We start from the raw sequence: 20,130 nt of genomic DNA, 5'->3' as shown, positions 1-20,130 counted from the left end.
CTTTTTATTATTATATGATAACCAATTTACGGTTAATTAACAACCATTTATTCTATTTTCTTACTTGGCAAAATGAAAAATTTTGGATATTAAGCTTTATTCTAATTAAAAAATAAGGTTTTAAAATGCAAGTTTGTTGGACGGATGTAGAGGAAATAGCAGAACTTTTAGAGGAAAATTATCCGGAAATAGATATTTTACAATTGAGGTTTACGATCTTAAGAAAAATGATCGTTGACTTGGAAGAATTTGCAGATAATCCAGAACATTGTAATGAAAAGGTTTTAGAGAAAATCCAGCAGGAATGGTATTCTTTAAGAGAAGAAAATGAAGATAATGATGAAGAATGAGTTGAAGTAAAACTTATCTTGTATTTTGGCCATTTATTGTGCAAATAAACTTTTAATAATTATGCTTTGCTTAAATCTAGAGGATAATAAAGCTTTTGATCTAAAGATTGAGCTTAGCAAATGTTTGGTAATTTATGAATAGTTATTTCTTTAAAACCATGCTGAATATAAAATTACTGAGCAGATTTTTTAGTTGCATCGATTGCTACTTTTTATAAGACTTTCCTTAAGCCGATTTTAAGAAAATTTATGCCAATAATATTATTGACTCCACTAAATTTAAATAGAATTATCAAAAGGCCTAATGATTAGGCCAGCAAGCTTTAACATATTATAATAGTTTTAAATTCTTATTGGGTTATTCAATCCCATTAAGATGGCCATTTTCCATTTTTAATATTTTTGTGGCAACCATCCCAGCAAAAATAGTTTCATGCGTCACAATAATTGCAATCATATCATGAGTGATGAAGCCTTTTAATAGCCCAGCTACACTTGAGACATTATTAGGATCCAGTGCTGAGGTGGGCTCATCACATAGTAAGATTTTAGGCTTCATTACTAAACTTCTAGCAATGGCTACCCGTTGTTTCTCGCCCCCAGAAAGATTACTGATATTATCATATAGTTTGTGCTCAAGCTTCAATTTCTTAATATAAGAGGTGGCAAGTTCAAAGGCTTCTTTTTTAGAGAATTTAAGGGCGTAAATTAAGCCGCTGGCTACATTTTCTAATACAGTCATATTCTGGAAAAGATTGAAGTTCTGAAACACCATACCAATTTGCGGTCTATAAACATTAATGTTTTTTAAGGTTAGTTCTTGATCATCTAAAATTACTTGGCCTGAATCTGCTGGAGAAAGGAAATTTATAATTTTAAGTAAAGTAGATTTACCACCACCTGAAGCCCCGGTGATTGCATAAATTTCTCCTGGATAGAAATCATAGGAGAGATTATCAATAATTTTTTTATTACCAATAGTTTTAATAATATTCTTAAGCTTTAGCATGGTAAAATCTTTTTTCAATAAAATGTAATAGTAAAGTAAGGGTGGTAATTAAAGTATAATAACAAATGCCTGCTATAATCAGCGGAGTTAAGAAATCATAAGTATCTGCAGCCACAATATTGGCTTTTCTCATAATATCACTCACACCAAAAACAGAGATAATAGCGGTTTCTTTAATTAAGTTAATTATTTCATTGATAATGGAAGGGGTAATATTTTTTATAACTTGAGGCAATACAATAACGCGGTTGATAGTAAGGTTGCTAAATCCCATAGATTTTGCTGCTTCAATTTGCCCTACGTCAATTGACCTTATGCCTGCTTTAATATGTTCAAATACATAAGCTGCTGAATTAATTGAAAAACCAATTAAACCTGCAGTCATAATAGGGATCTTAATATTAAAAATATTAGGTAGCGCAAAATAAATAAGGCTGAGCTGTAGAATCACAGGTGTCCCCCTAATCACTGAGATATAAACTGTAACTAACAATCTAGTTATAGAATTTATTTGACTTAAAAAAGTTAAGCCTAGGCTAATTACTAAACCAAAGAAAGTTGCAAGATAAGCGTATTCTAGCGTTACAAACATACCTTCTGCAATAAATTTTATGTGCTTAGTCAGTTGGCTCTCTACTTTGTGGGTAGGCTGTTTTAAACTGCTATCAACTAACCATTTTTGCTCTAAACTTTTAAAAAAACCTTCTTCGGTTAGTTTTTTAATAATTTGGTTAATTTGATGAGTGAGCGTAGCTCCATGTTTTAAAGCAATTGCTATTTTCCCTGTAAATTCAGGAAGATCAGTAAAGGTAAAATCATTATTATGGTTTACAAAAAACTCTGCCTGAATTTTATCGATAATTAAATAACTTATTTTATCCTGCCTTAATTCCTCAAATAGCATAGGATATTTAGATAAAGAAAGCAGCCGTATATCAGGGTAAGTAAGCTTTAAATAGTCATGAAAATTAGTACCAAGTTGTACACCTACTATATGTGCCTGGTTGATATCTTTTAAGCTAATGAATTGATTCTTTTTCTTATAAAGTATGCTTACCTTATTAAAATAGTAGGGAAGGGTAAAATCTGCAGCTTTCTTTCTATCTGGGGTGTCTGTAATATTAGAAATTGCAATATCAATAATGTTAGAGTTAAGAGCGGGTATTAAGCCTGCGAAATCTATTTCTTTGATTTCAGGTTCTAAATTTAACTCTTGAGCAATACGTGTTGCTACATCAGCATCAAAGCCGCTAACCTTGCCATCAACCATCATATCAAACGGAGGATAGTCAGCTGAAATTCCAATTTTTAAGGTGTCTGCCTGAGCTAGATTGGCTAATATCACCAGGCTTAATAAAAATTTTAACCACATCATAATCTAGTATTGTTAATCTTGTTTGGTTGGGATAATATATTTATCATAATAATTTGTCTAAATAAAAGTTAACTTAATGTTAAGCTATCACCGTAATAACTTGCAGATTGTAGATTTTGCCAAGCAACTTGATTTGAAAATGATATTTTATATTAGTATCATCTCCGTTATTGGATTTTTTCTAATGTATTCTGCTGCTCAAGGTAGCATATTCCCTTGGACAGTAAAGCAACTCATCCATTTTTCTGTCGGATTTGTGTTAATGCTCATTGTAGCTAATATTAGGCCAATTTTCTGGTATCGTACTGCCTATTTATTCTATTTTGGTGCCTTGTTGCTGTTGGTTTTAGTGGAAGTTATGGGCCATACTGCAATGGGGGCTACTAGATGGCTGCAATTAGGGCCGATCAAATTACAGCCTGCTGAGTTGATGAAAATTGCAATTATTTTTGCGTTAGGTAGATATTTTCATAATGTGCATCCCCATAATATTACCAGGCTTAGTTATATTTTACTTCCTTTAAGCCTAGTAGCTTTGCCATTTATACTTATTTTAAAGCAACCTGACTTAGGTACAGCGATGATTTTATTACTGATCTCAGGAATAATATTTTTTGCAGCAGGGGTTGCATGGTGGAAATTTGCTACGGTATTTGTTTCAGGAATAATTGCCTTGCCTGTATTGTGGACCATGATGCATGATTATCAAAAGCAACGGATCTTAATATTTCTAAATCCAGAAATGGATAAATTAGGAGCCGGTTATAATATTATCCAATCAGAAATTGCCATTGGTTCCGGAGGGTTCTTAGGAAAAGGACTTTTAAACGGTACTCAAGTGCAGCTTAGCTTTTTACCGGAGCATCAGACAGATTTTATTTTTACTATGCTTAGTGAAGAATTAGGGTTTGTTGGGAGTGTTACCGTGATCACTCTATATGCTGCAATTATCTTTAGAATTTTTACCATGGCTTTGAATTCTAAAAATACCTTTAATCGTTTGCTAATTGTGGGTGTCATGTCTCTTTTTGGTTTGCATGTGGTAATTAATACTTCTATGGTGATGGGATTGATTCCTGTGGTTGGTGTGCCGCTGCCCCTTTTAACTTATGGTGGAACTATAATGCTTACCACGATGTTTGGTTTTGGGCTGATTTTTTCTGCTAATCTTTATTCAAATAAATTTGATCGGGATGTAGTATAACTTAAATCATTTAGGTTATGGTGAAATGCATACTTTTTATTTACATATTACTAATTCATTCTCTACCATATATTAGTTAGAATCATGTAAGAGTATAATATGATAAAGTCGTACATTAGATCACTTCTAGAGGCAAAACAAACAGCTTTTACAATTATTGAGCTTGCAATAGTTATGCTAATTATAGGCATTATTATGGGAGGAGTATTAGCAGGAAGGGGTATGTTATCCTCAGCTAGAGTTAATGCTATAATGGATCATGCCACCAAAATTACCAGAGCAGTAGATGAATTTGAAAAGCGTTATAATCAATTACCAGGAGATATGTATAATCCTGATGTAATTTTTTCAGCCAATGCTATAAATGGTAACCCGGCTACCACGCGCGGTAATGGAGATGGAGTGGTTAGTGGTGATGAAGGAATATATGCTTTTCAGCACTTAGCCCTTGCAGGGATATTGGAAGGTAATTTTAATGGTACCTGGAATTATAGTAACCTTTATCACGGTCCAATTGATAATAGTATATTTTACTTTGTGAATAATTATGATGATGCCATTGTGTTAAGATTTGCTAAAGCTACTATACCAAGCGGAGTGTTAACTGTTGCGCAACGTACGGGTGCGGTACTTACCGTTAAAGAAATGATGGAAATAGATAATAAATTTGATAACGGTAATCCTGCAACAGGTATGATTATTGCCTATACCGGCAGTGATGCTCCAGCTAATTCATGTGTAAACGGTGGAAGCTATAATAGTGCTTATATTAGTAGCGAGCGTCCTACCTGTTATTTTGAAATGCGAATAAAACGTAATTATTACTCGCTAGTTAATTAGGTTGTGTGAGCATTTCCTAATAAAAAATCATGGATAAGTTTCATTTTTCTTATCATTACTATCTATATTGCAGTTGCCTATCTAATTGTGGCCATTATCTCCGCGCTATTTTATAGATTCGTGTACCAACCTAAGGAGAACTTGCAGCATTTATTTGTGTATTAGCAAAAGTTTGGGTTTGCTTGGTTTGTGCAGTAAAGCTTATAGCATGGGGGCCTGCAAAACTTGCAATCTTATAAGAAATTACACTTTCTTCCTCTCCTAGATTATTAATATCAGGTTGTCTTGAGGCTTTAGATATAGAGTTTAAATACCAGTAATTGTATTTGTAGAATGTTTTGAAATAGGTAATTAGGTTCTTGGCAAAATTATCTAGTTCTTCGTGAGAATAAATATTTATTTTAAACTTCTTTTGAATGTTATTTTTAAGTTCTTCATTATTTTGGATAATAGCCATTATTTGTTGTTCATATTTAGCTACAAAAATACTGAATTTTTCAATTTTTTCTGGATCAAAAATCCGTTTAATATGATTAGCCCTACGTGCTTTTTCGGGATCTAGGAGTGCAGCCTCACAATCAGTATTTATGCTATCTAACAGTGTAGAGATTAGTTGGCTAAATTTCTTTTGGTTGATAGAAGGATTGGCAAGGCTCATTTCATCATTGTCATCATCACGTTCTATTAAATGGTAAATTATGCTGTAGTTTTCAATAATATGATCATTTATTGTATAGCAATGATAATGTTCGCCATTTATTTTGCTGGCATCAATAGGTGGGTTGATACTAAATGCCATTAAATAATGGTTATCTTTCAATGCAGATAAAAATTGAGAGGCATTATTACTTAGTTCCTCGTTTTCGGTAAAATCAACAATTCTTAAATCCGGATTGTTAGCTGATATTAAGTTGGCAACAGTGGTGGTGGCTTTTTCAGTAAAATTATTTTGCTTTAAACTCAAAAACCCTACTTTTGAACTGCAAATCAGGTTACATAAAATATTTAAATGAGCGTCATCTAATTTACAATTATCTAGTATTAAGTGCTCAAGCTGTTTTAATTTAGCAAAATTTTGTTCAAATAATTTAAGTGCTTGCTCATCTGTTTGAGGTGTGGCTAGATTGGCACTAATGATTTTAAGCTTTTTAGCTTGTGTCATATTACCTATCAGCTCTATAAGCTGAGTGGTATCTTCTGCACTTATTGCTATCTCCCTTAAATCTAGTGAAACTAATGAGTGGGAATTGAAATTTTTAACAAAAATTTGAGTCAGGCTTTCTTTTGTTAATATTTTATAAAATTTTACAAAACGTAATGAACAGCAAGAATTAAGCGCCGCTATTAACTGCTTAAAAGCTATCTCATCAATGGTGTCATGATTGATGTAATTATTACTATTATGCCACTCAAAATATTGCAGGTGAGCATTATCTTTTAGTAAAGTGGCAATTAGTTTAATAGTAAGATGCTGAAGATTATTATTGCCTAATTTAAGGCCAATAACCTGTTTATGTGTTTGAATAAATTCAAGGATTTGTATTAACTCTGCTTTTTTTAAAGGTAATTCGTGAAGATCTAAGATTAGCTTTAAAGTAGCGTTAGCATTAAGCTGTAATTTTAGATTATTAAAATACTCATCTAAGTTTACTGGGGCTATGTAACGGTAAATAAAAACATTGCTATCTTGAAAGGGAGGAAAAACTTGAAAGAGCTTTGACATATGAATCCTCATTAATAGGGATTATAATTTTAGATTAACATTTAAAGATTAATAAAATGTAAAGATTTTAAGCTTATGTCGATTTATTAGTTAAGCTATTTAAACAGATCAATAAGTTGTGTCAGTGTAGAATTGCCTAAATTTTCAAAATTATCGATTCTGGTTGATTTGGCATAAAATTTACTGATATCATGCCCGATACCGATTGCTACTAACTCTACTTTTTGTTGGCAGTTAATTAGGTTGATTGCTTGATGTAAATGATCTTCTAAGATGCGTGCAGGATTGTTCTGGCAAGTTTCTTCATCAAGCGGAGTGCCATCCGAAATTACCATGATAATTTTACGTGTCTGAGTGTTTTTAAGAATTCTTTGATAGCTCCATAGCAAAGCTTCACCGTCGATATTTTCTTTCAGTAATCCTTCCTTGAGCATTATAGCAATAGATTTTTTAGCTTTAACTAACGGATCAGCGAAAGACTTATAAACAATATGCAATAAATCATTAAGCCTGCCGGGAGTTATGGGAGCATTATTTTGTTGCCACATTTTTTTGGATTTGCCACCACGCCACTCTTTAGTAGTAAAGCCTAAAATTTCTACTTTAATGCCATAAGGTTCTAATATTTCAGCAATAAAGCTGGCAGTAAGGGCGGCAATCGTAATAAGTTTACCGCGCATTGAGCCTGAATTGTCAATTAATAGGGTAATACAAGTATCTAAATTGTTGGAAATTGCACTTTCTCTATAAATATTTTCTGCATTTTTAGAGGCTATTATTTGGCTTAAACGGTTGCTGTCGAGTAAGCCGTAACTGGCATTAGAAAAATAATTAAAATGGGCTTTAGTCTGCAAAATTCTAATAAGTTTTTTAGTCAGTTTAGAATCAAAAATTTTTATTAAATCTTTTTTACGTTGCAGAATTTTAAATAAATTATGCTTTTCAGCTGGAGTCACGAGTTGTGCCGCGTGCACTGTTTGATCAAATTGTTTAGTATAAATTTTATATTCAATACTCGCTTCATAATGACTAGCAGGGGACAAATTAGCAGCAATTTCTTGTTGTATATAATTGTTGTTATCAATTCGTGCTAAATCTTTTATTATTTTTTCTAAGTGGGTATCATGGATATTGTTTTCTAAAGTTTCTAGAGGCTGTTCGGGCTCTATAGGTTGTTTGTCGTTAGTATTATGCTCTGCTTGAAATTGATAATTGATATTATTAGGTAAAGTGAAATATTTGTCGAGAATAGTTTTACAACCTTGCTGCCAATGACCTTGATTGGTAACATTATTATATAAATATTTTAGCAGCTCATGATCTAATATGGTGGTAGGTAAAATTAAGTTTTGGTTCTGTGGTGTTAATAAGATAAATTCAGCAATTTCTTGATAAATACTAATAAAAAATTGATCTTTTTCTTCTATTTTAGAGATGTGGTTTAAAAAACTTAAAAATAAATTTTTACTCCCTGGATAAATAAGACAGCCAATTAAAATTGCCCTAAGCTGAATAAGCTTATTGAGTAGTTCTTGGTTGATTGAGCTATCACGCTCTTTTTCTAATAACGGGTTGCTATGAAACTTTTTAATAAAGGCTAACTGATCAAGCTGCGATCTTAGAAGATTGTTTTCAATCAGTCCAGGGGTGGTACTAAGCGCAGAATCAGCCTTTAACTCAGGAAAGATAAAAAATTGATCATTATAAGTTAAGTTAAGATTAGAATGAGCAAAAACCTTTAGAAAATTAGGGTTAATATCTACTACTTTGCTTGCCATTAATTTGATAAAAATATGATGAATATAATTATAATAATTCAGTGTGAGAAAAATTACAATAGAAGTGCTTACATAGAAGACCTTACAGGTCTAAATCTTAGCATTAATTATGTATTAAACTTAAGCTGCTTTAACTAAGTAGCCACTCTAAGGAGTGATAGTAGAATATTGTTTATTTAAACTTAGATGTGCTACACAATCTTTACCAAAGTTAGCAAGTAAGATTGTTCATTATAAGGTAAAACGGTACGTCTTTACCGGTTACATGCATTACTGGTGTATCTAGATAATCAAACGCCCCTTCCAATTAGTATTGTAGAAAATTATAAAGCTACATTTGAAAAATGCCTGCTATATTGTGAAAAAATTAAATAATAGTTAAAAAACCTAAGTTTATTAAAGATACTCTGTACAACAAGTGTAAAGATGTTAATATGTTGATGTTAATTCTAATTAAAAGGTTGTTATGACAAAAATAGAGAATCTATTTAGCATTTATCAAACAGAGCTAGCTTTATTAGAGAGTGAAGGAATAACTAGGGAGATGATATTATCTGAGTGTAGTAATGATAGTATTGATACTCTAAAGATATTGTTTATGAATTTCAATAAAGTAATTAAGCTTAATAAAGCTGGTATTAAATTTGCAGAAATAGCTGCTTTAGGAAGAGATAATAAAGATGCTTTGTGTGTTATACTAATTTATGCAAAAAGTGTAATAGAGGTAAAGAAAGCGGGTATTAAATTTGCAGAAATAGCTGTACTAGCAAGAGATAATCCGAATGCCTTGAAAATAATGCAATTTTATGCAGAAAACGTAATCAAATTAAAAGAAGCAGGTATTAAATTTGAAGAAATAGCTGAATTTGTAAAAGATAATCCGGATGCCTTGAAAATAATGCAATTTTATACAAAAAGTGTAATAAAGTTAAAAAAAGCAGGCATTGAATTTGCAGAAATAGCTGAATTTGTAAAAGATAATGAGGATGCTTTGTGTGCTGTGTTATTTAATTATACAAAAAGTGTAATAAAGTTAAAAGAAGCAGGTATTAAATTTGCAGAAATAGCTGCACTAGCAAAAGATAATCCGGATGCCTTGATGATAATGCAATTTTATGTAGAAAGCGTAATCAAATTAAAAGAAGCAGGTATTAAATTTGCAGAAATAGCTGCACTAGCAAAAGATAATCCGGATACCTTGATGATAATGCAATTTTATGTAGAAAGAGTAATCAAATTAAAAGAAGCAGGTATTAAATTTGCAGAAATAGCTGCACTAGCAAAAGATAATCCGGATACCTTGATGATAATGCAATTTTATGTAGAAAGCGTAATCAAATTAAAAGAAGCAGGTATTAAATTTGCAGAAATAGCGGCTTTAGGAAGAGATAATAAAGATGCTTTGGAGTTTGTGCTAAATGAGAAGACAACAGAAGTAATAGAATTAAAAGAAGCAGGTATTGAATTTGCAGAATTAGCTGTATTAGCAAAAGATAATTTGCATATTTTAGCGTATCTACTAAGTGAGAAGGCAAAAGTAATAGAGTTAAAAGAAGCAGGCATTAAATTTACAGAATTAGCTGTATTAGCAAAAGATAATTTGTATATTTTAGCGTATCTACTAAATGAAAAGACAACAGAAGTAATAGAATTAAAAGAAGCAGGTATTGAATTTGCAGAAATAGCTGCTTTAGCAAAAGATAATGAGGTTGCTTCGTGTGCTGTGTTACTTAGTTATACAAAAAGTATAATAGAGTTAAAGGAAGTGGGCATTGAATTTGCAGAATTAGCTGTATTAGCAAAAGATAATTTGCATATTTTAGCGTATCTACTAAGTGAGAAGGCAAAAGTAATAGAGTTAAAAGAAGCAGGCATTAAATTTACAGAAATAGTTGCCTTAGGAAGAGATAATAAGGATGCTGTGTATGGTGTGATGTTTTATACAACAAGTGTAATAGAGTTAAAAAAAGCAGGTATTGAATTTGCAGACATAGCTGCGTTAGCAAAAGATAATAAAGAGGCTTTGAGTGCTGTGATGTTTTATGCAAAAAGTGTAATAGAGTTAAAAAAAGCAGGTATTGAATTTGCAGAAATAGCTGCCTTAGGAAGAGATAATACGGATGCTTTGGTTGTTTTAGTTTCTCTGCTAGGTAATGCGGACATTATAATAAATCTATCAAAACAGAATATAATTTCTCCATCGGAGTACTTATCGGCCTGCTTTGAGCTTGTTAAGGATAATCAAGAATTATTTAATGAAGTAATAATAGCGGTAAAAGAAAATAAAAATCATCCTTGGCTTGCAGAGCAGGCAGAAAAAGCAAAAGCATATACTGAGGGTGCTACAGCCGGTGCTTTACATAATGCAACAAACATACCAGTAGAAATAGGCATGCATATTGGCAGCTTTCTTGATAATAAAAGCGGTATTTTAAATGCAAGAATTAATAAAGATGCCAATAATTTCGCCAAACAGCATAAAGCTCGAGTAATAAAGCAAATTAAACAGAGAAATCAAGAAAGCTGGGTTAAATCAGTGGAAGAGCAGGGTAATAAAGGTGAAAGAGCAATGGAAGGACCAGGCAGATAGTTAATTATAAACCAAAGACTATTACTAAATGTTTTAGCGTATTTAGTAATAGTCTTTGCTGAGTATAAAAATTAAAATACAACTGCTATTTATAACAAACTTTTCTAGCGGCTTCTACAATGTCAGCAACTTGCGGCAAAGCCATTTTCTCTAAATTAGCGGCATATGGGAGTGGTACGTCTTTACCGGTTACACGCATTACAGGAGCATCAAGATAATCAAACGCTTCTTCCATAAGTAGGGCTGTAATTTCTGAAGAAATTCCTGCAAATGGCCAACCTTCTTCTACACAAACAATACGGTTAGTTTTGCGTACCGATTCAATAATGGTATCCTTATCAAGTGGTCTTATGGTTCTTAAGTCAATGACTTCAGCATTAATATTATGTTCTTCTTTTAAAATTCTTTGTGCTTCAAGAGCATGGCGCACCATAAGTGAAAAAGCGGTAATAGTTACATCACTTCCTTCAGTTAACACATTTGCCTTACCAATTGGTATTAAGAAATCTTCATCTTCCGGAACTTCAAAACTTGAACCATATAAAAGTTCATTTTCTAAGAAAACTACAGGGTTTGGATTTCTAATTGCTGATTTAAGTAAGCCTTTGGCGTCACTTGCAGAATAAGGGGAAACAACGATCAGTCCTGGAACATGCGCATACCAGCTGGCATAGCATTGTGAATGTTGTGCACCAACGCGTGAGGCTGCTCCATTAGGACCTCTAAATACAATCGGGCACCTAACTTGGCCACCGGACATATAGTTAGTTTTAGCGGCGGAGTTAATAATTTGGTCAATTGCTTGCATTGCAAAATTAAAGGTCATAAATTCTACAATAGGTTTAAGCCCTGTAAAAGCAGCGCCTACGCCAATCCCTGCAAAGCCGTGTTCAGTAATAGGGGTGTCAATGACCCTGTTGCTGCCAAATTCATCAAGTAATCCTTGGGTTACTTTATAAGCACCTTGATATTCGGCAACTTCTTCACCCATTACAAACACGTCTCCGTCACGGCGCATTTCTTCTGCCATTGCATCGCGTAAAGCTTCTCTAACTGTAAGTGTAGCCATAAATTTTTGCTCTTATTTTTAATAATTTACGTAAATATCGGTATATAATTCGCCTGAGTCAGGTTCTGGGCTGTTTTTACAGAATTCAACTACTTCAGCCACTTGATTCTTAATATCCTTTTCGATTTCTTTGAATTGCTCTTCTGAAACATTAAATTCATTCATTAGATGGGCTTTGAGATTGATAATCGGATCTTTATTATCTTTATAATCATTTACTTCTTCTTTGGTACGGTATTTAGCAGGATCTGACATGGAGTGACCACGATAACGGTAAGTTTTCATCTCAAGTAATATCGGGCCGTTGCCAGCTTTTACAAATTCAACTGCTTCTTGTCCTGATTTGATAACTTCTAAAATATCCATACCGTTTATTTGCTTGCCTGGTATACCAAAAGATTCCCCTTTTTTATAAAGATCAGTCATTGCAGTAGACCTTTTAACCGAAGTACCCATAGCATATTCGTTATTTTCTAGGATATAAATTACCGGTAATTTCCATAGGGCTGCCATGTTAAATGATTCATATACTTGCCCTTGATGTGCTGCACCATCGCCAAAATAAGCTAAGCATACATTATTAGTTCCGCGGTATTTATTGGCAAAAGCTATACCAGTTCCTAAGGAAACCTGAGCACCTACAATACCATGGCCGCCATAAAATTTACGCTCTAAATCGAAAATATGCATCGAGCCCCCTTTACCTTTAGAGCAACCGGTTGCTTTACCCATAAGTTCTGCCATTACTGGCTTGGGATCGCTACCTGCAGCAAGAATATGTCCATGATCACGATAACTGGTAATTACTGAATCATCTTGATTAATAACTGATTGCATGCCAACTACTACAGCCTCTTGGCCAATATAAAGATGGCAAAACCCAGCAATCAGGCCCATTCCATAAAGTTGACCAGCCTTTTCTTCAAATCTTCTGATCATTAACATACCTTGGTAGGCTTTAATTAAGCTCTCTTTCGACAAGCCTTTAATATTTTTTGATTTTGCCACTATGATACCTTTTCTTCAAAACTCAAAAATTTTAACTTATTTTCTATATAATAAACAACTAAATAAGGCAATATCAATCTGAAAATTATATAAATTTACTATTATGCTAAATTATTTACATTATTTTTAGTAAAAATAAAAGTAAGGGCTGATACATTAGTAATAGTTTGCTCTTGTTTAGCAAGATTATAAGCAAGATTAAGGAGTTCTTGGTGCTTTGGAAATTCAGCAATTTTAAAAATCTCATCACCTGATTGATTAAGACCAATAATATCCCCGCCACCTCGTAGTAAAAAATCTTGCTCAGCAATATAAAAGCCATCATTAGAATTTTTCATGATTTTTAACCGCTCTTTTGCTACTTGAGAAAATTTATCGCCGTAAATTAATATGCAAAAAGATTGTAAATCATTTCTACCTACACGACCTCTAAGTTGGTGTAATTGAGCGAGGCCAAACCTTTCGGCATTTTCAATAATGATTAATGTGGAGCTTTTAACATCTACTCCAACTTCTATAACTGTTGTTGCCACTAAAATGTTTATTTGTGCAGATTCAGCAAAAGCTTGCATATTGGTTTGCTTTTCTTCTTGGGTAAGTTTACCGTGTAGTATAGTTACTTGCTCAGGAAAATATTTTTGTAAATATTCATATCTTTTGGTTGCACTCATCATTTTTAAGTTATCATCATGCTCTTGCTCTTCACTTTCTTCAATTAAAGGGCATACCCAATAAATTTTTTGTTTTTTGGCTAAAATATTTTTGAGTGATTTAATAATATCCGGAACTTTTTCTTGTGAAAAAGTAGTGGTAATAATTTCTTTTCTTCCTGCGGGCTTTGTTAAAATGCTTGATACGTCAATATCTCCAAGGGTTGCCATCAGCATAGTACGTGGAATTGGAGTAGCGCTCATTAAAATAGTTTCAACATCCTGACATTTGTTAATTAGCTCAGTTCTTTGCATAACTCCAAAACGATGTTGTTCGTCAATCACGGCTAGTTTTAAATTGTGAAATGCTACATTTTGTTGAATTATAGAATGGGTGCCAATTATAATTTTAGCATTGCCACTAGCAATTTCTTCAAGTGCTTCTTTTTTTTCGCGGGCTTTTAGGCTATTTTTAAGGATGATGGTTTTAATGCCTAAAGCATTAGTAATTTTGCTAATATTTTCAAAATGCTGAGTGGCTAAAATATCGGTAGGAACTAAAAGAGCTGCCTGAAATCCGTTATCCACCATGACCAACATTGCTATTAAAGCCACAATGGTTTTACCCGATCCCACATCACCTTGCACTAGTCTTAGCATAATATTGGGTGATTTAAGATCCTCAAATATTTCATTTAATACTTTTTGTTGTTCTGCCGTGAGTTTAAAGGGTAAGTTATTAAGAACTTTGCTTAGTAGTTCATTATTAATATTGATAGTATGCGCTTTAGTTTTGTGTTGTTCCATCCTAATTTTCTTCAGCATTTGCTGGCGGCTTAAAATCTCATCAAAGCTCAATCTTTCATGAGCCAGGTTATAGGATTTGTTATCATAAGGGGTAAGGAAATGTAAAATATTTAAAGCTTCCAGAAAGCTTGGCCATTTATGGTTTTTTAAAATTAAATATGGAATCCACTCTTCTTCATCAGCTAGTTTTAGCAATGCTTTTTGGACAAGTTTTTGAATTAATTGGTTAGTTATTCCGTAAGTTAGATGATATTTGGGCTCGGTTAAATTAATTAGCTTTGCTTGAGTAATAAGACAAAATTCAGGATGGGCTAATGTTAGATTATTATGAAACAATTTAAGCTTGCCGATGAATAAATATTCATGCTCCATTTGAATGCGGTTGATGATGTGGTAAGGTCTAAATTTAAAGAATACCACTTCTATTTTTTTGCCATCTTCGCTTAAAGTATGAATGATGGTGTTTTGGTTTCTGGGATTATAATCTATTTTGGTAACGGTTAACTTTATTATATAAGTTTTATCATAATCAATTGTTGTGTTTGCTTGATAAGTTTCTTTAACGCTCCGTGCATAGGGAATATATAAAATTAAATCCTTTAAAGTATGAATGTTAAGACGCGCAAAATTGACAAGAGTTTTGTTGCCCACTCCAGAAAGGGTAGAGAGTGATTGATTAAAGAGATTGACATTTCCTTGGTTCATAATGTTTTGTTTTTATATTCAGTATTTTCCGCTCATTATCTATTATTAACAAAAAGCTTTAACTTTGAAAAGTGATAAGAAAAATAGTAATTAATATATTAATTAATTGATTTGTAATTAATGATATGTTAATTATTATAGTAATATTTTTTATATAAGGGATAAATATTATGCCATCAATTACATCTAATGTTGATACTATGCAAAATGATTTGCAAGCTAGATTGGAGGCAAGAGACAGGCTAAAAGAAAATTTTTTGAAAGCAATTTCGGGAATGATTATGCAGGATGATGGTACTTATCAGCGGGTTACAGGAGAAAATGCTGATAATATTATTATTGAGCGCTTAACATTGTTATTGGACCAGGGCGTTGATATTAATACAGTTGACGATAAAATCTTTGGTCCTGTTTTACATAGGGCTGTAAGAATGAACAGCCTTAGGGTAGTTCAATTTTTGATTGATCGAGGTGCTAATATTGAAGCAAGAAACAATTGTCAAAGTGCTCCCTTACATGCAGCTGTAGAAGATGCAGGCACTGAAATGGTAAAATTGTTACTCGATAAAGGTGCTAATATTGAGGCAAAGGATCATTTCGACTGCACACCATTACATAAAGCTGTAGAACGGGGAATTAGAGCACTAGATGTAATAAAATTATTACTTAATTCTGGAGCAAGTGTAAATGCCAAAGATAAGTATAGATTGAATACTCCATTACATAAAGCTATTAAATCCAATTCTTTTTCAATAACAAACTTGTTAATAGACCATGGGGCTGATACTGAGGCAAAAAATAGTCGTGGCCAGACAGCATTGGATGTGGCCGTGGATAAAAATAATCAGGAAATTATTGATTTATTACTACAAAAAGGTGCTCTTAAAACCTATAATTACTATCGTACAATAGAAAAATGTAATATCTTTTCTGCTAACTTTCATCATTATTCTACTTATAAAAATTATGAATTTAAAAACTTGAGAGCAATTGCAGGAGCGGCTATGACTGCGGCTACTGTAGCAATAGGTGCATTTTTAGGATTTGGGGCGCTTCCCATTCTTGCCGGCCTTGCGGTAGGTAATATTGCCTTAAATGCTGCTAATTATATGTTAGTAGATCAAAAAATAACCCCAGACAATCATAGCAATCAAACTAAATGTGATTCTGTATCGCATTATGCGTGGAATACAATATTACCTAAATGGGTATGGAAAGTAACAGAGCCAAGGCAAACAGAAGCCCAGCAAGTTAGATAATATATTTTATATTAGTAAGGCTGATTTTATAGCAGCCTTACTTTGTTTCTACTATCAGCCATTAAGTTGTTCTTTTTTAACATCATTTTACCCGCGATATATACAAACATTATTCCACCAATAATGGCGAGCAATCCACCAAAACCCATTATTCCCATGCCAATTTTAGCTTTTAAAGTTAAGGGGTCGTAAGGATTTTTACGTAATGCACCATAACCACCAGACCATGCAAGACCTGAGATATGAATAATTTGCCCGATAGTATAAAGATATAGTTGATAAAAAATACTTTTTGGTATTTCTAAAAATCTCATTTGCTTAATCACTTGGATGGCAAATACCATTAAAATAACTGTTACCCCTACAATGGAACCGTGATAATGAGCGGGAATTACTACATTCACTCCATGGATTAAGTAGCCTAAAATCCCTCCGTAACTAAATAGCAGAAGACTCAAAACACTCCCATGCCATGACAATTTATCAATTTGTAGGCAACTACGCACAAGATGATAACCCACCATCATAATTAGGATTCCGGGTGCTATTCCACCAAAATAACGCATATGGTCAGTATATAAATTAATATAATTATGCATGATGTCATTGTTTAATATTTGCCAAAAAATTATGCCTGTTCCTAGGCACATGTTTAAAGCAAGTAGTAATTTTCCCCATTGTTCTTTTATTAGTTGTTGTTTGAAATTAATTAGATAAATTAAAGCTGCAATCATGCTTTGAGTAAAAGAGAATTGTAGGATATGCCCCATACCCCAAAATAGATATTCATAAATTTCATATAATGAAAATTCATGAGAATTGTGACTTAAAGCTTGGCTGGTTAAGAAAAGTGCAATAAAGCTGGTTAAGTTGATTATGGCTAAACTTAAGCTGATAAAAGAGCTAAAGTCATCAGATTTATATTTAGCATAAAAATAAATCACCATTAAAGAATTTAAAATAACTGCAGTGAAAAAGATACTCAGACCCAACAAGAATAATGGATTGTGATAAATAGGTATGTAGTTATTAAGATAAGCATTGCCATCAGTAAAAATTGAAATACTCATTAAAAATGCCCCAATTAAAGCTAGCAGCGGGGAAACCTTAAAAAAAGTATTAGAAGCTTTAATCATTACAGCCGACCAAATTGATCCAATTGAGAGCAACCACACTAAAACTGATAGATTTACATGAATAATTAGGGAGGTTTTAAAAAAATCTTTGTTACTAAATAAGTTTTGAATCCCAGGAGTACGCAAGAAAACGATCAGTATTGAGAAAAGCCCGGCAATGATGAGTGAAATTATTCCAACTGATAACCACCAGTTAACTTGATTTTTTTGCGGCTGTGATATATTTTCAAGAAAAGTACTATTCATATGGATTGCTAAGTAAATATTATGTTTAATAAAACTATTACTAATCGTTATTATGTCAACAACAAGCTAGTTAAGCCAATAAAGTTATGGCTGCTTGTTTCTATCTTATTGGTTTTTGCAATTATTGTGGTTGGGGGTATTACCAGACTTACCGACTCAGGGCTTTCAATTACTGAATGGAAACCGGTAACAGGAATCATTCCACCTTTCTCAGATGAGAACTGGATTCATGAATTCTCAAAGTATCAGGCATCACCGGAATATCTTAAAATCAATAAAGATATGACTTTAGGTGAATTCAAGTTTATTTATTTATGGGAATATGCTCATAGGTTGCTTGGAAGGTTGGTTGGTATATTTTTTGCCCTGCCGTTTGCCTATTTGCTGTACCGTAAGGCCATTGGTAAATATTTTATCAAGTTATTTGGTGGGATATTATTTTTAGGGTTTTTGCAAGGTTTTTTTGGATGGTTTATGGTCAAAAGCGGCCTTGTGGATTATCCGCATGTTAGCCAATATAGACTGGCTCTGCATTTTTCTACAGCAGTAATCATTAGTGTGATGCTTACTTGGGGATTGTTAAAAGTAGTGTTTAGAGATAAAAGATTTCATGCTAAATTTAATTATAAAATTTTAGGTTTGAATATTTGGATATTAGTGCAAATTATCAGCGGTGCTTTTGTAGCAGGTTTAGATGCAGGATTGGTTTATAACACTTTTCCATTAATGGATTCAAAGCTTATTCCTGATGGATTATTTGCTCTTACGCCATTTTATACAAACTTCTTTGAAAATATAGTGATGGTGCAGTTTATTCACAGGCTTAATGCTATGTTTGTTTTAGCTTATTCACTATATTTAGTTTGGTATTATCGCAATAATACATTACTTAAATTGCTTAAAATTAATGCCTTAATAGTATTAAGCCAAGCAGCGTTAGGGGTTTTAACTTTGATTTATCAAGTACCAATGGTGCTGGGGGTTCTTCATCAATTAAATGCAGTGATTGTAATGTTATTTGCATCTTTTGTGCTGTTTATCGCAAGTATAAACCGTAAAGCTACTGCTAAAAAAGCTTTTAAAACCTTTAATAAGAGGAATAATTATAACCGTAATCATAAGTTTTCCTCACCTAATTCATATAACAAAGCGTAATTATTATGCCATTTAGCGTAGATTATAATTTTCATTTTAAAGAAGCAATTGAGGCTTTAAAAGCCGAGGGAAGATATCGCTCGTTCTTTAATTTAGCTAGGTCAGTTGGTGAGTTTCCTTATGCTTATGATGCTGAAAATAATAATCGTAAAGTAGTGTTATGGTGTAGTAATGATTACTTAAACATGGGGCATCACCCAGATGTAATTAATGCGATGGTAGAAACTACCAAACAAATGGGTGCAGGTGCTGGTGGTACGCGTAATATTTCAGGAACTAATGCTCCGCTGGTTAATCTAGAACAAGAGCTTGCTGATTTACATAATAAGGAAGCGGCACTTGTGTTTACCTCAGGTTATGTCACTAATGATGCAGCAATTGCCACTTTAGGTAAATTGCTGCCTAATTTGGTGATATTTTCTGATGAGCAAAATCATGCCTCGATTATCGAAGGAGTCAAAAAAAGTGGTGTAGAAAAGCACATCTTTAGGCATAATGATGTAGAGCATCTTGAACAGTTAGTGAGTAGTATTGCTCCTAACCGCCCTAAATTGATTGTGTTTGAATCGCTTTATTCCATGAGCGGTACGGTTGCAAATGTTAATGCAATTGTGGAAATTGCTGAAAAATATCATGCTTTAACCTATATGGATGAAGTGCATGCTGTGGGGCTTTATGGCAAAAGAGGCGGCGGTATAGGTGATGAGCTAAACCTAATGGAACGAGTAGATATTATTCAAGGAACTTTAGCTAAAGCTATCGGGGTAATGGGTGGCTATATTGCTGCCAGCAAGGAGATTGTGGATGTCATTAGAAGTTATGCTAGTGGCTTTATATTTACTACAGCTATTCCTCCAGCGCTTGCGGCAGCATCCATTGCCAGCATTAAATATCTTAAGTCAAGCAATGTTGAGCGTGAAAGATTGCAAGATAGAGTAGGGTTGTTAAAGCATAAGCTTTATGAAAAAGGCATAAACTTTATCCCTAATAATAGTCATATTGTTTCAATTGTAGTGGGTGAACCTAATTTAACTAGGAAAGCTTCCAGAATGCTACTCGAAGAGTATGGTTGCTATGTTCAACCGATCAATTATCCTACTGTACCGCGCGGTACCGAACGTTTGCGTGTTACTGCTTCTCCTGCTCATACTGATGAAATGATAGATCAATTAGTAATAGCGTTAGATACTGTATTTGAAAATTTGTTAATTAAGCAAGCCGCCTAA

The 20,130-nt window shown here is 33.1% G+C and carries 15 protein-coding genes; 7 read left to right on the top strand and 8 right to left on the bottom strand.

Features of this window, described 5'->3' with window-relative positions:
- The first annotated feature begins 125 nt into the window (after window positions 1–125).
- A complete protein-coding gene (iscX, locus tag EF513_RS01190) occupies window positions 126–350 on the top strand; it encodes a Fe-S cluster assembly protein IscX (RefSeq protein ID WP_125215590.1) in 225 nt (74 codons plus the stop codon).
- 358 nt (window positions 351–708) lie between these two features.
- Here the strand turns inward: iscX and EF513_RS01185 are convergent, their stop codons facing one another.
- Together EF513_RS01185 and EF513_RS01180 are read right to left on the bottom strand one after the other, a co-directional pair.
- Entirely contained in the window at window positions 709–1,359 is a 651-nt protein-coding gene (locus EF513_RS01185) for an amino acid ABC transporter ATP-binding protein (RefSeq protein WP_125215589.1), read from the bottom strand.
- On the bottom strand, window positions 1,346–2,734 hold the full coding sequence (locus tag EF513_RS01180) for an ABC transporter substrate-binding protein/permease (protein WP_125215588.1): 1,389 nt from the start codon (window positions 2,732–2,734) through the stop codon (window positions 1,346–1,348). The genes EF513_RS01185 and EF513_RS01180 overlap by 14 nt, the downstream gene beginning before the upstream one ends.
- Window positions 2,735–2,810: 76 nt before the next feature.
- Here EF513_RS01180 and rodA point away from each other — a divergent pair, with 76 nt between their 5' ends.
- Both rodA and EF513_RS01170 read left to right on the top strand, forming a co-directional pair.
- Complete coding sequence (rodA, locus tag EF513_RS01175) at window positions 2,811–3,938, top strand: rod shape-determining protein RodA (RefSeq protein ID WP_206425206.1); 1,128 nt, start codon at window positions 2,811–2,813, stop codon at window positions 3,936–3,938.
- Window positions 3,939–4,037: 99 nt separating this feature from the next.
- Window positions 4,038–4,778, top strand: a complete 741-nt coding sequence (locus tag EF513_RS01170; protein ID WP_125215587.1) for a type II secretion system protein — start codon at window positions 4,038–4,040, stop codon at window positions 4,776–4,778.
- 130 nt (window positions 4,779–4,908) lie between these two features.
- On the opposite strand, the gene EF513_RS01165 is transcribed toward EF513_RS01170, so the two are convergent.
- Entirely contained in the window at window positions 4,909–6,501 is a 1,593-nt protein-coding gene (locus EF513_RS01165; RefSeq protein WP_125215586.1) for a leucine-rich repeat domain-containing protein, read from the bottom strand.
- Window positions 6,502–6,596: 95 nt separating this feature from the next.
- Complete coding sequence (locus tag EF513_RS01160; protein ID WP_125215585.1) at window positions 6,597–8,279, bottom strand: cobaltochelatase CobT-related protein; 1,683 nt, start codon at window positions 8,277–8,279, stop codon at window positions 6,597–6,599.
- A 466-nt stretch (window positions 8,280–8,745) separates the two neighbouring features.
- Here EF513_RS01160 and EF513_RS01155 point away from each other — a divergent pair, with 466 nt between their 5' ends.
- The gene (locus EF513_RS01155) at window positions 8,746–10,869 is read left to right on the top strand and encodes a hypothetical protein (protein WP_125215584.1); all 2,124 of its coding nucleotides are present in this window, start codon (window positions 8,746–8,748) and stop codon (window positions 10,867–10,869) included.
- Between the two features lie 85 nt (window positions 10,870–10,954).
- Here EF513_RS01155 and EF513_RS01150 read toward each other — a convergent pair whose 3' ends face one another.
- The 3 genes from EF513_RS01150 to EF513_RS01140 form a co-directional block, all read right to left on the bottom strand.
- A complete protein-coding gene (locus EF513_RS01150) occupies window positions 10,955–11,938 on the bottom strand; it encodes a pyruvate dehydrogenase complex E1 component subunit beta (RefSeq protein ID WP_125215583.1) in 984 nt (327 codons plus the stop codon).
- An 18-nt stretch (window positions 11,939–11,956) separates the two neighbouring features.
- Window positions 11,957–12,946 carry a pyruvate dehydrogenase (acetyl-transferring) E1 component subunit alpha gene (gene pdhA / locus EF513_RS01145; RefSeq protein ID WP_277592628.1) on the bottom strand — a complete coding sequence of 330 codons (990 nt, stop codon included), beginning with the start codon at window positions 12,944–12,946 and terminating at the stop codon, window positions 11,957–11,959.
- Window positions 12,947–13,047: 101 nt separating this feature from the next.
- Window positions 13,048–15,108, bottom strand: coding sequence for an ATP-dependent DNA helicase RecG (locus EF513_RS01140; RefSeq protein ID WP_125215582.1), 2,061 nt, complete (start codon window positions 15,106–15,108; stop codon window positions 13,048–13,050).
- Between the two features lie 170 nt (window positions 15,109–15,278).
- Between EF513_RS01140 and EF513_RS01135 the strand changes: the two genes are divergently transcribed.
- A complete protein-coding gene (locus tag EF513_RS01135; protein ID WP_125215581.1) occupies window positions 15,279–16,367 on the top strand; it encodes an ankyrin repeat domain-containing protein in 1,089 nt (362 codons plus the stop codon).
- A 26-nt stretch (window positions 16,368–16,393) separates the two neighbouring features.
- Here the strand turns inward: EF513_RS01135 and EF513_RS01130 are convergent, their stop codons facing one another.
- The gene (locus EF513_RS01130) at window positions 16,394–17,749 is read right to left on the bottom strand and encodes a cbb3-type cytochrome c oxidase subunit I (RefSeq protein WP_125215580.1); all 1,356 of its coding nucleotides are present in this window, start codon (window positions 17,747–17,749) and stop codon (window positions 16,394–16,396) included.
- A 21-nt stretch (window positions 17,750–17,770) separates the two neighbouring features.
- Between EF513_RS01130 and EF513_RS01125 the strand changes: the two genes are divergently transcribed.
- Window positions 17,771–18,904 carry a COX15/CtaA family protein gene (locus tag EF513_RS01125; RefSeq protein ID WP_125215579.1) on the top strand — a complete coding sequence of 378 codons (1,134 nt, stop codon included), beginning with the start codon at window positions 17,771–17,773 and terminating at the stop codon, window positions 18,902–18,904.
- Window positions 18,905–18,909: 5 nt separating this feature from the next.
- Window positions 18,910–20,130, top strand: a complete 1,221-nt coding sequence (gene hemA, locus EF513_RS01120; protein WP_125215578.1) for a 5-aminolevulinate synthase — start codon at window positions 18,910–18,912, stop codon at window positions 20,128–20,130.

The organism is Rickettsiales endosymbiont of Stachyamoeba lipophora (genome assembly GCF_003932735.1).
GTDB lineage: Bacteria > Pseudomonadota > Alphaproteobacteria > Rickettsiales > 33-17 > RICK01.
This window is presented reverse-complemented; position numbering and strand designations above follow the sequence as displayed.

What these genes read in the sequence shown, in the direction of transcription:
- EF513_RS01135 (WP_125215581.1), top strand. Translation starts at nt 15,279, where the DNA reads ATGCCATCAATTACATCTAATGTTGATACTATGCAAAATGATTTGCAA.
- EF513_RS01140 (WP_125215582.1), bottom strand. Translation starts at nt 15,108, where the DNA reads ATGAACCAAGGAAATGTCAATCTCTTTAATCAATCACTCTCTACCCTT.
- EF513_RS01170 (WP_125215587.1), top strand. Translation starts at nt 4,038, where the DNA reads ATGATAAAGTCGTACATTAGATCACTTCTAGAGGCAAAACAAACAGCT.
- EF513_RS01155 (WP_125215584.1), top strand. Translation starts at nt 8,746, where the DNA reads ATGACAAAAATAGAGAATCTATTTAGCATTTATCAAACAGAGCTAGCT.
- EF513_RS01165 (WP_125215586.1), bottom strand. Translation starts at nt 6,501, where the DNA reads ATGTCAAAGCTCTTTCAAGTTTTTCCTCCCTTTCAAGATAGCAATGTT.
- iscX (WP_125215590.1), top strand. Translation starts at nt 126, where the DNA reads ATGCAAGTTTGTTGGACGGATGTAGAGGAAATAGCAGAACTTTTAGAG.
- EF513_RS01130 (WP_125215580.1), bottom strand. Translation starts at nt 17,749, where the DNA reads ATGAATAGTACTTTTCTTGAAAATATATCACAGCCGCAAAAAAATCAA.
- EF513_RS01180 (WP_125215588.1), bottom strand. Translation starts at nt 2,734, where the DNA reads ATGATGTGGTTAAAATTTTTATTAAGCCTGGTGATATTAGCCAATCTA.
- hemA (WP_125215578.1), top strand. Translation starts at nt 18,910, where the DNA reads ATGCCATTTAGCGTAGATTATAATTTTCATTTTAAAGAAGCAATTGAG.
- EF513_RS01185 (WP_125215589.1), bottom strand. Translation starts at nt 1,359, where the DNA reads ATGCTAAAGCTTAAGAATATTATTAAAACTATTGGTAATAAAAAAATT.
- rodA (WP_206425206.1), top strand. Translation starts at nt 2,811, where the DNA reads ATGTTAAGCTATCACCGTAATAACTTGCAGATTGTAGATTTTGCCAAG.
- EF513_RS01160 (WP_125215585.1), bottom strand. Translation starts at nt 8,279, where the DNA reads ATGGCAAGCAAAGTAGTAGATATTAACCCTAATTTTCTAAAGGTTTTT.
- EF513_RS01150 (WP_125215583.1), bottom strand. Translation starts at nt 11,938, where the DNA reads ATGGCTACACTTACAGTTAGAGAAGCTTTACGCGATGCAATGGCAGAA.
- EF513_RS01125 (WP_125215579.1), top strand. Translation starts at nt 17,771, where the DNA reads ATGTTTAATAAAACTATTACTAATCGTTATTATGTCAACAACAAGCTA.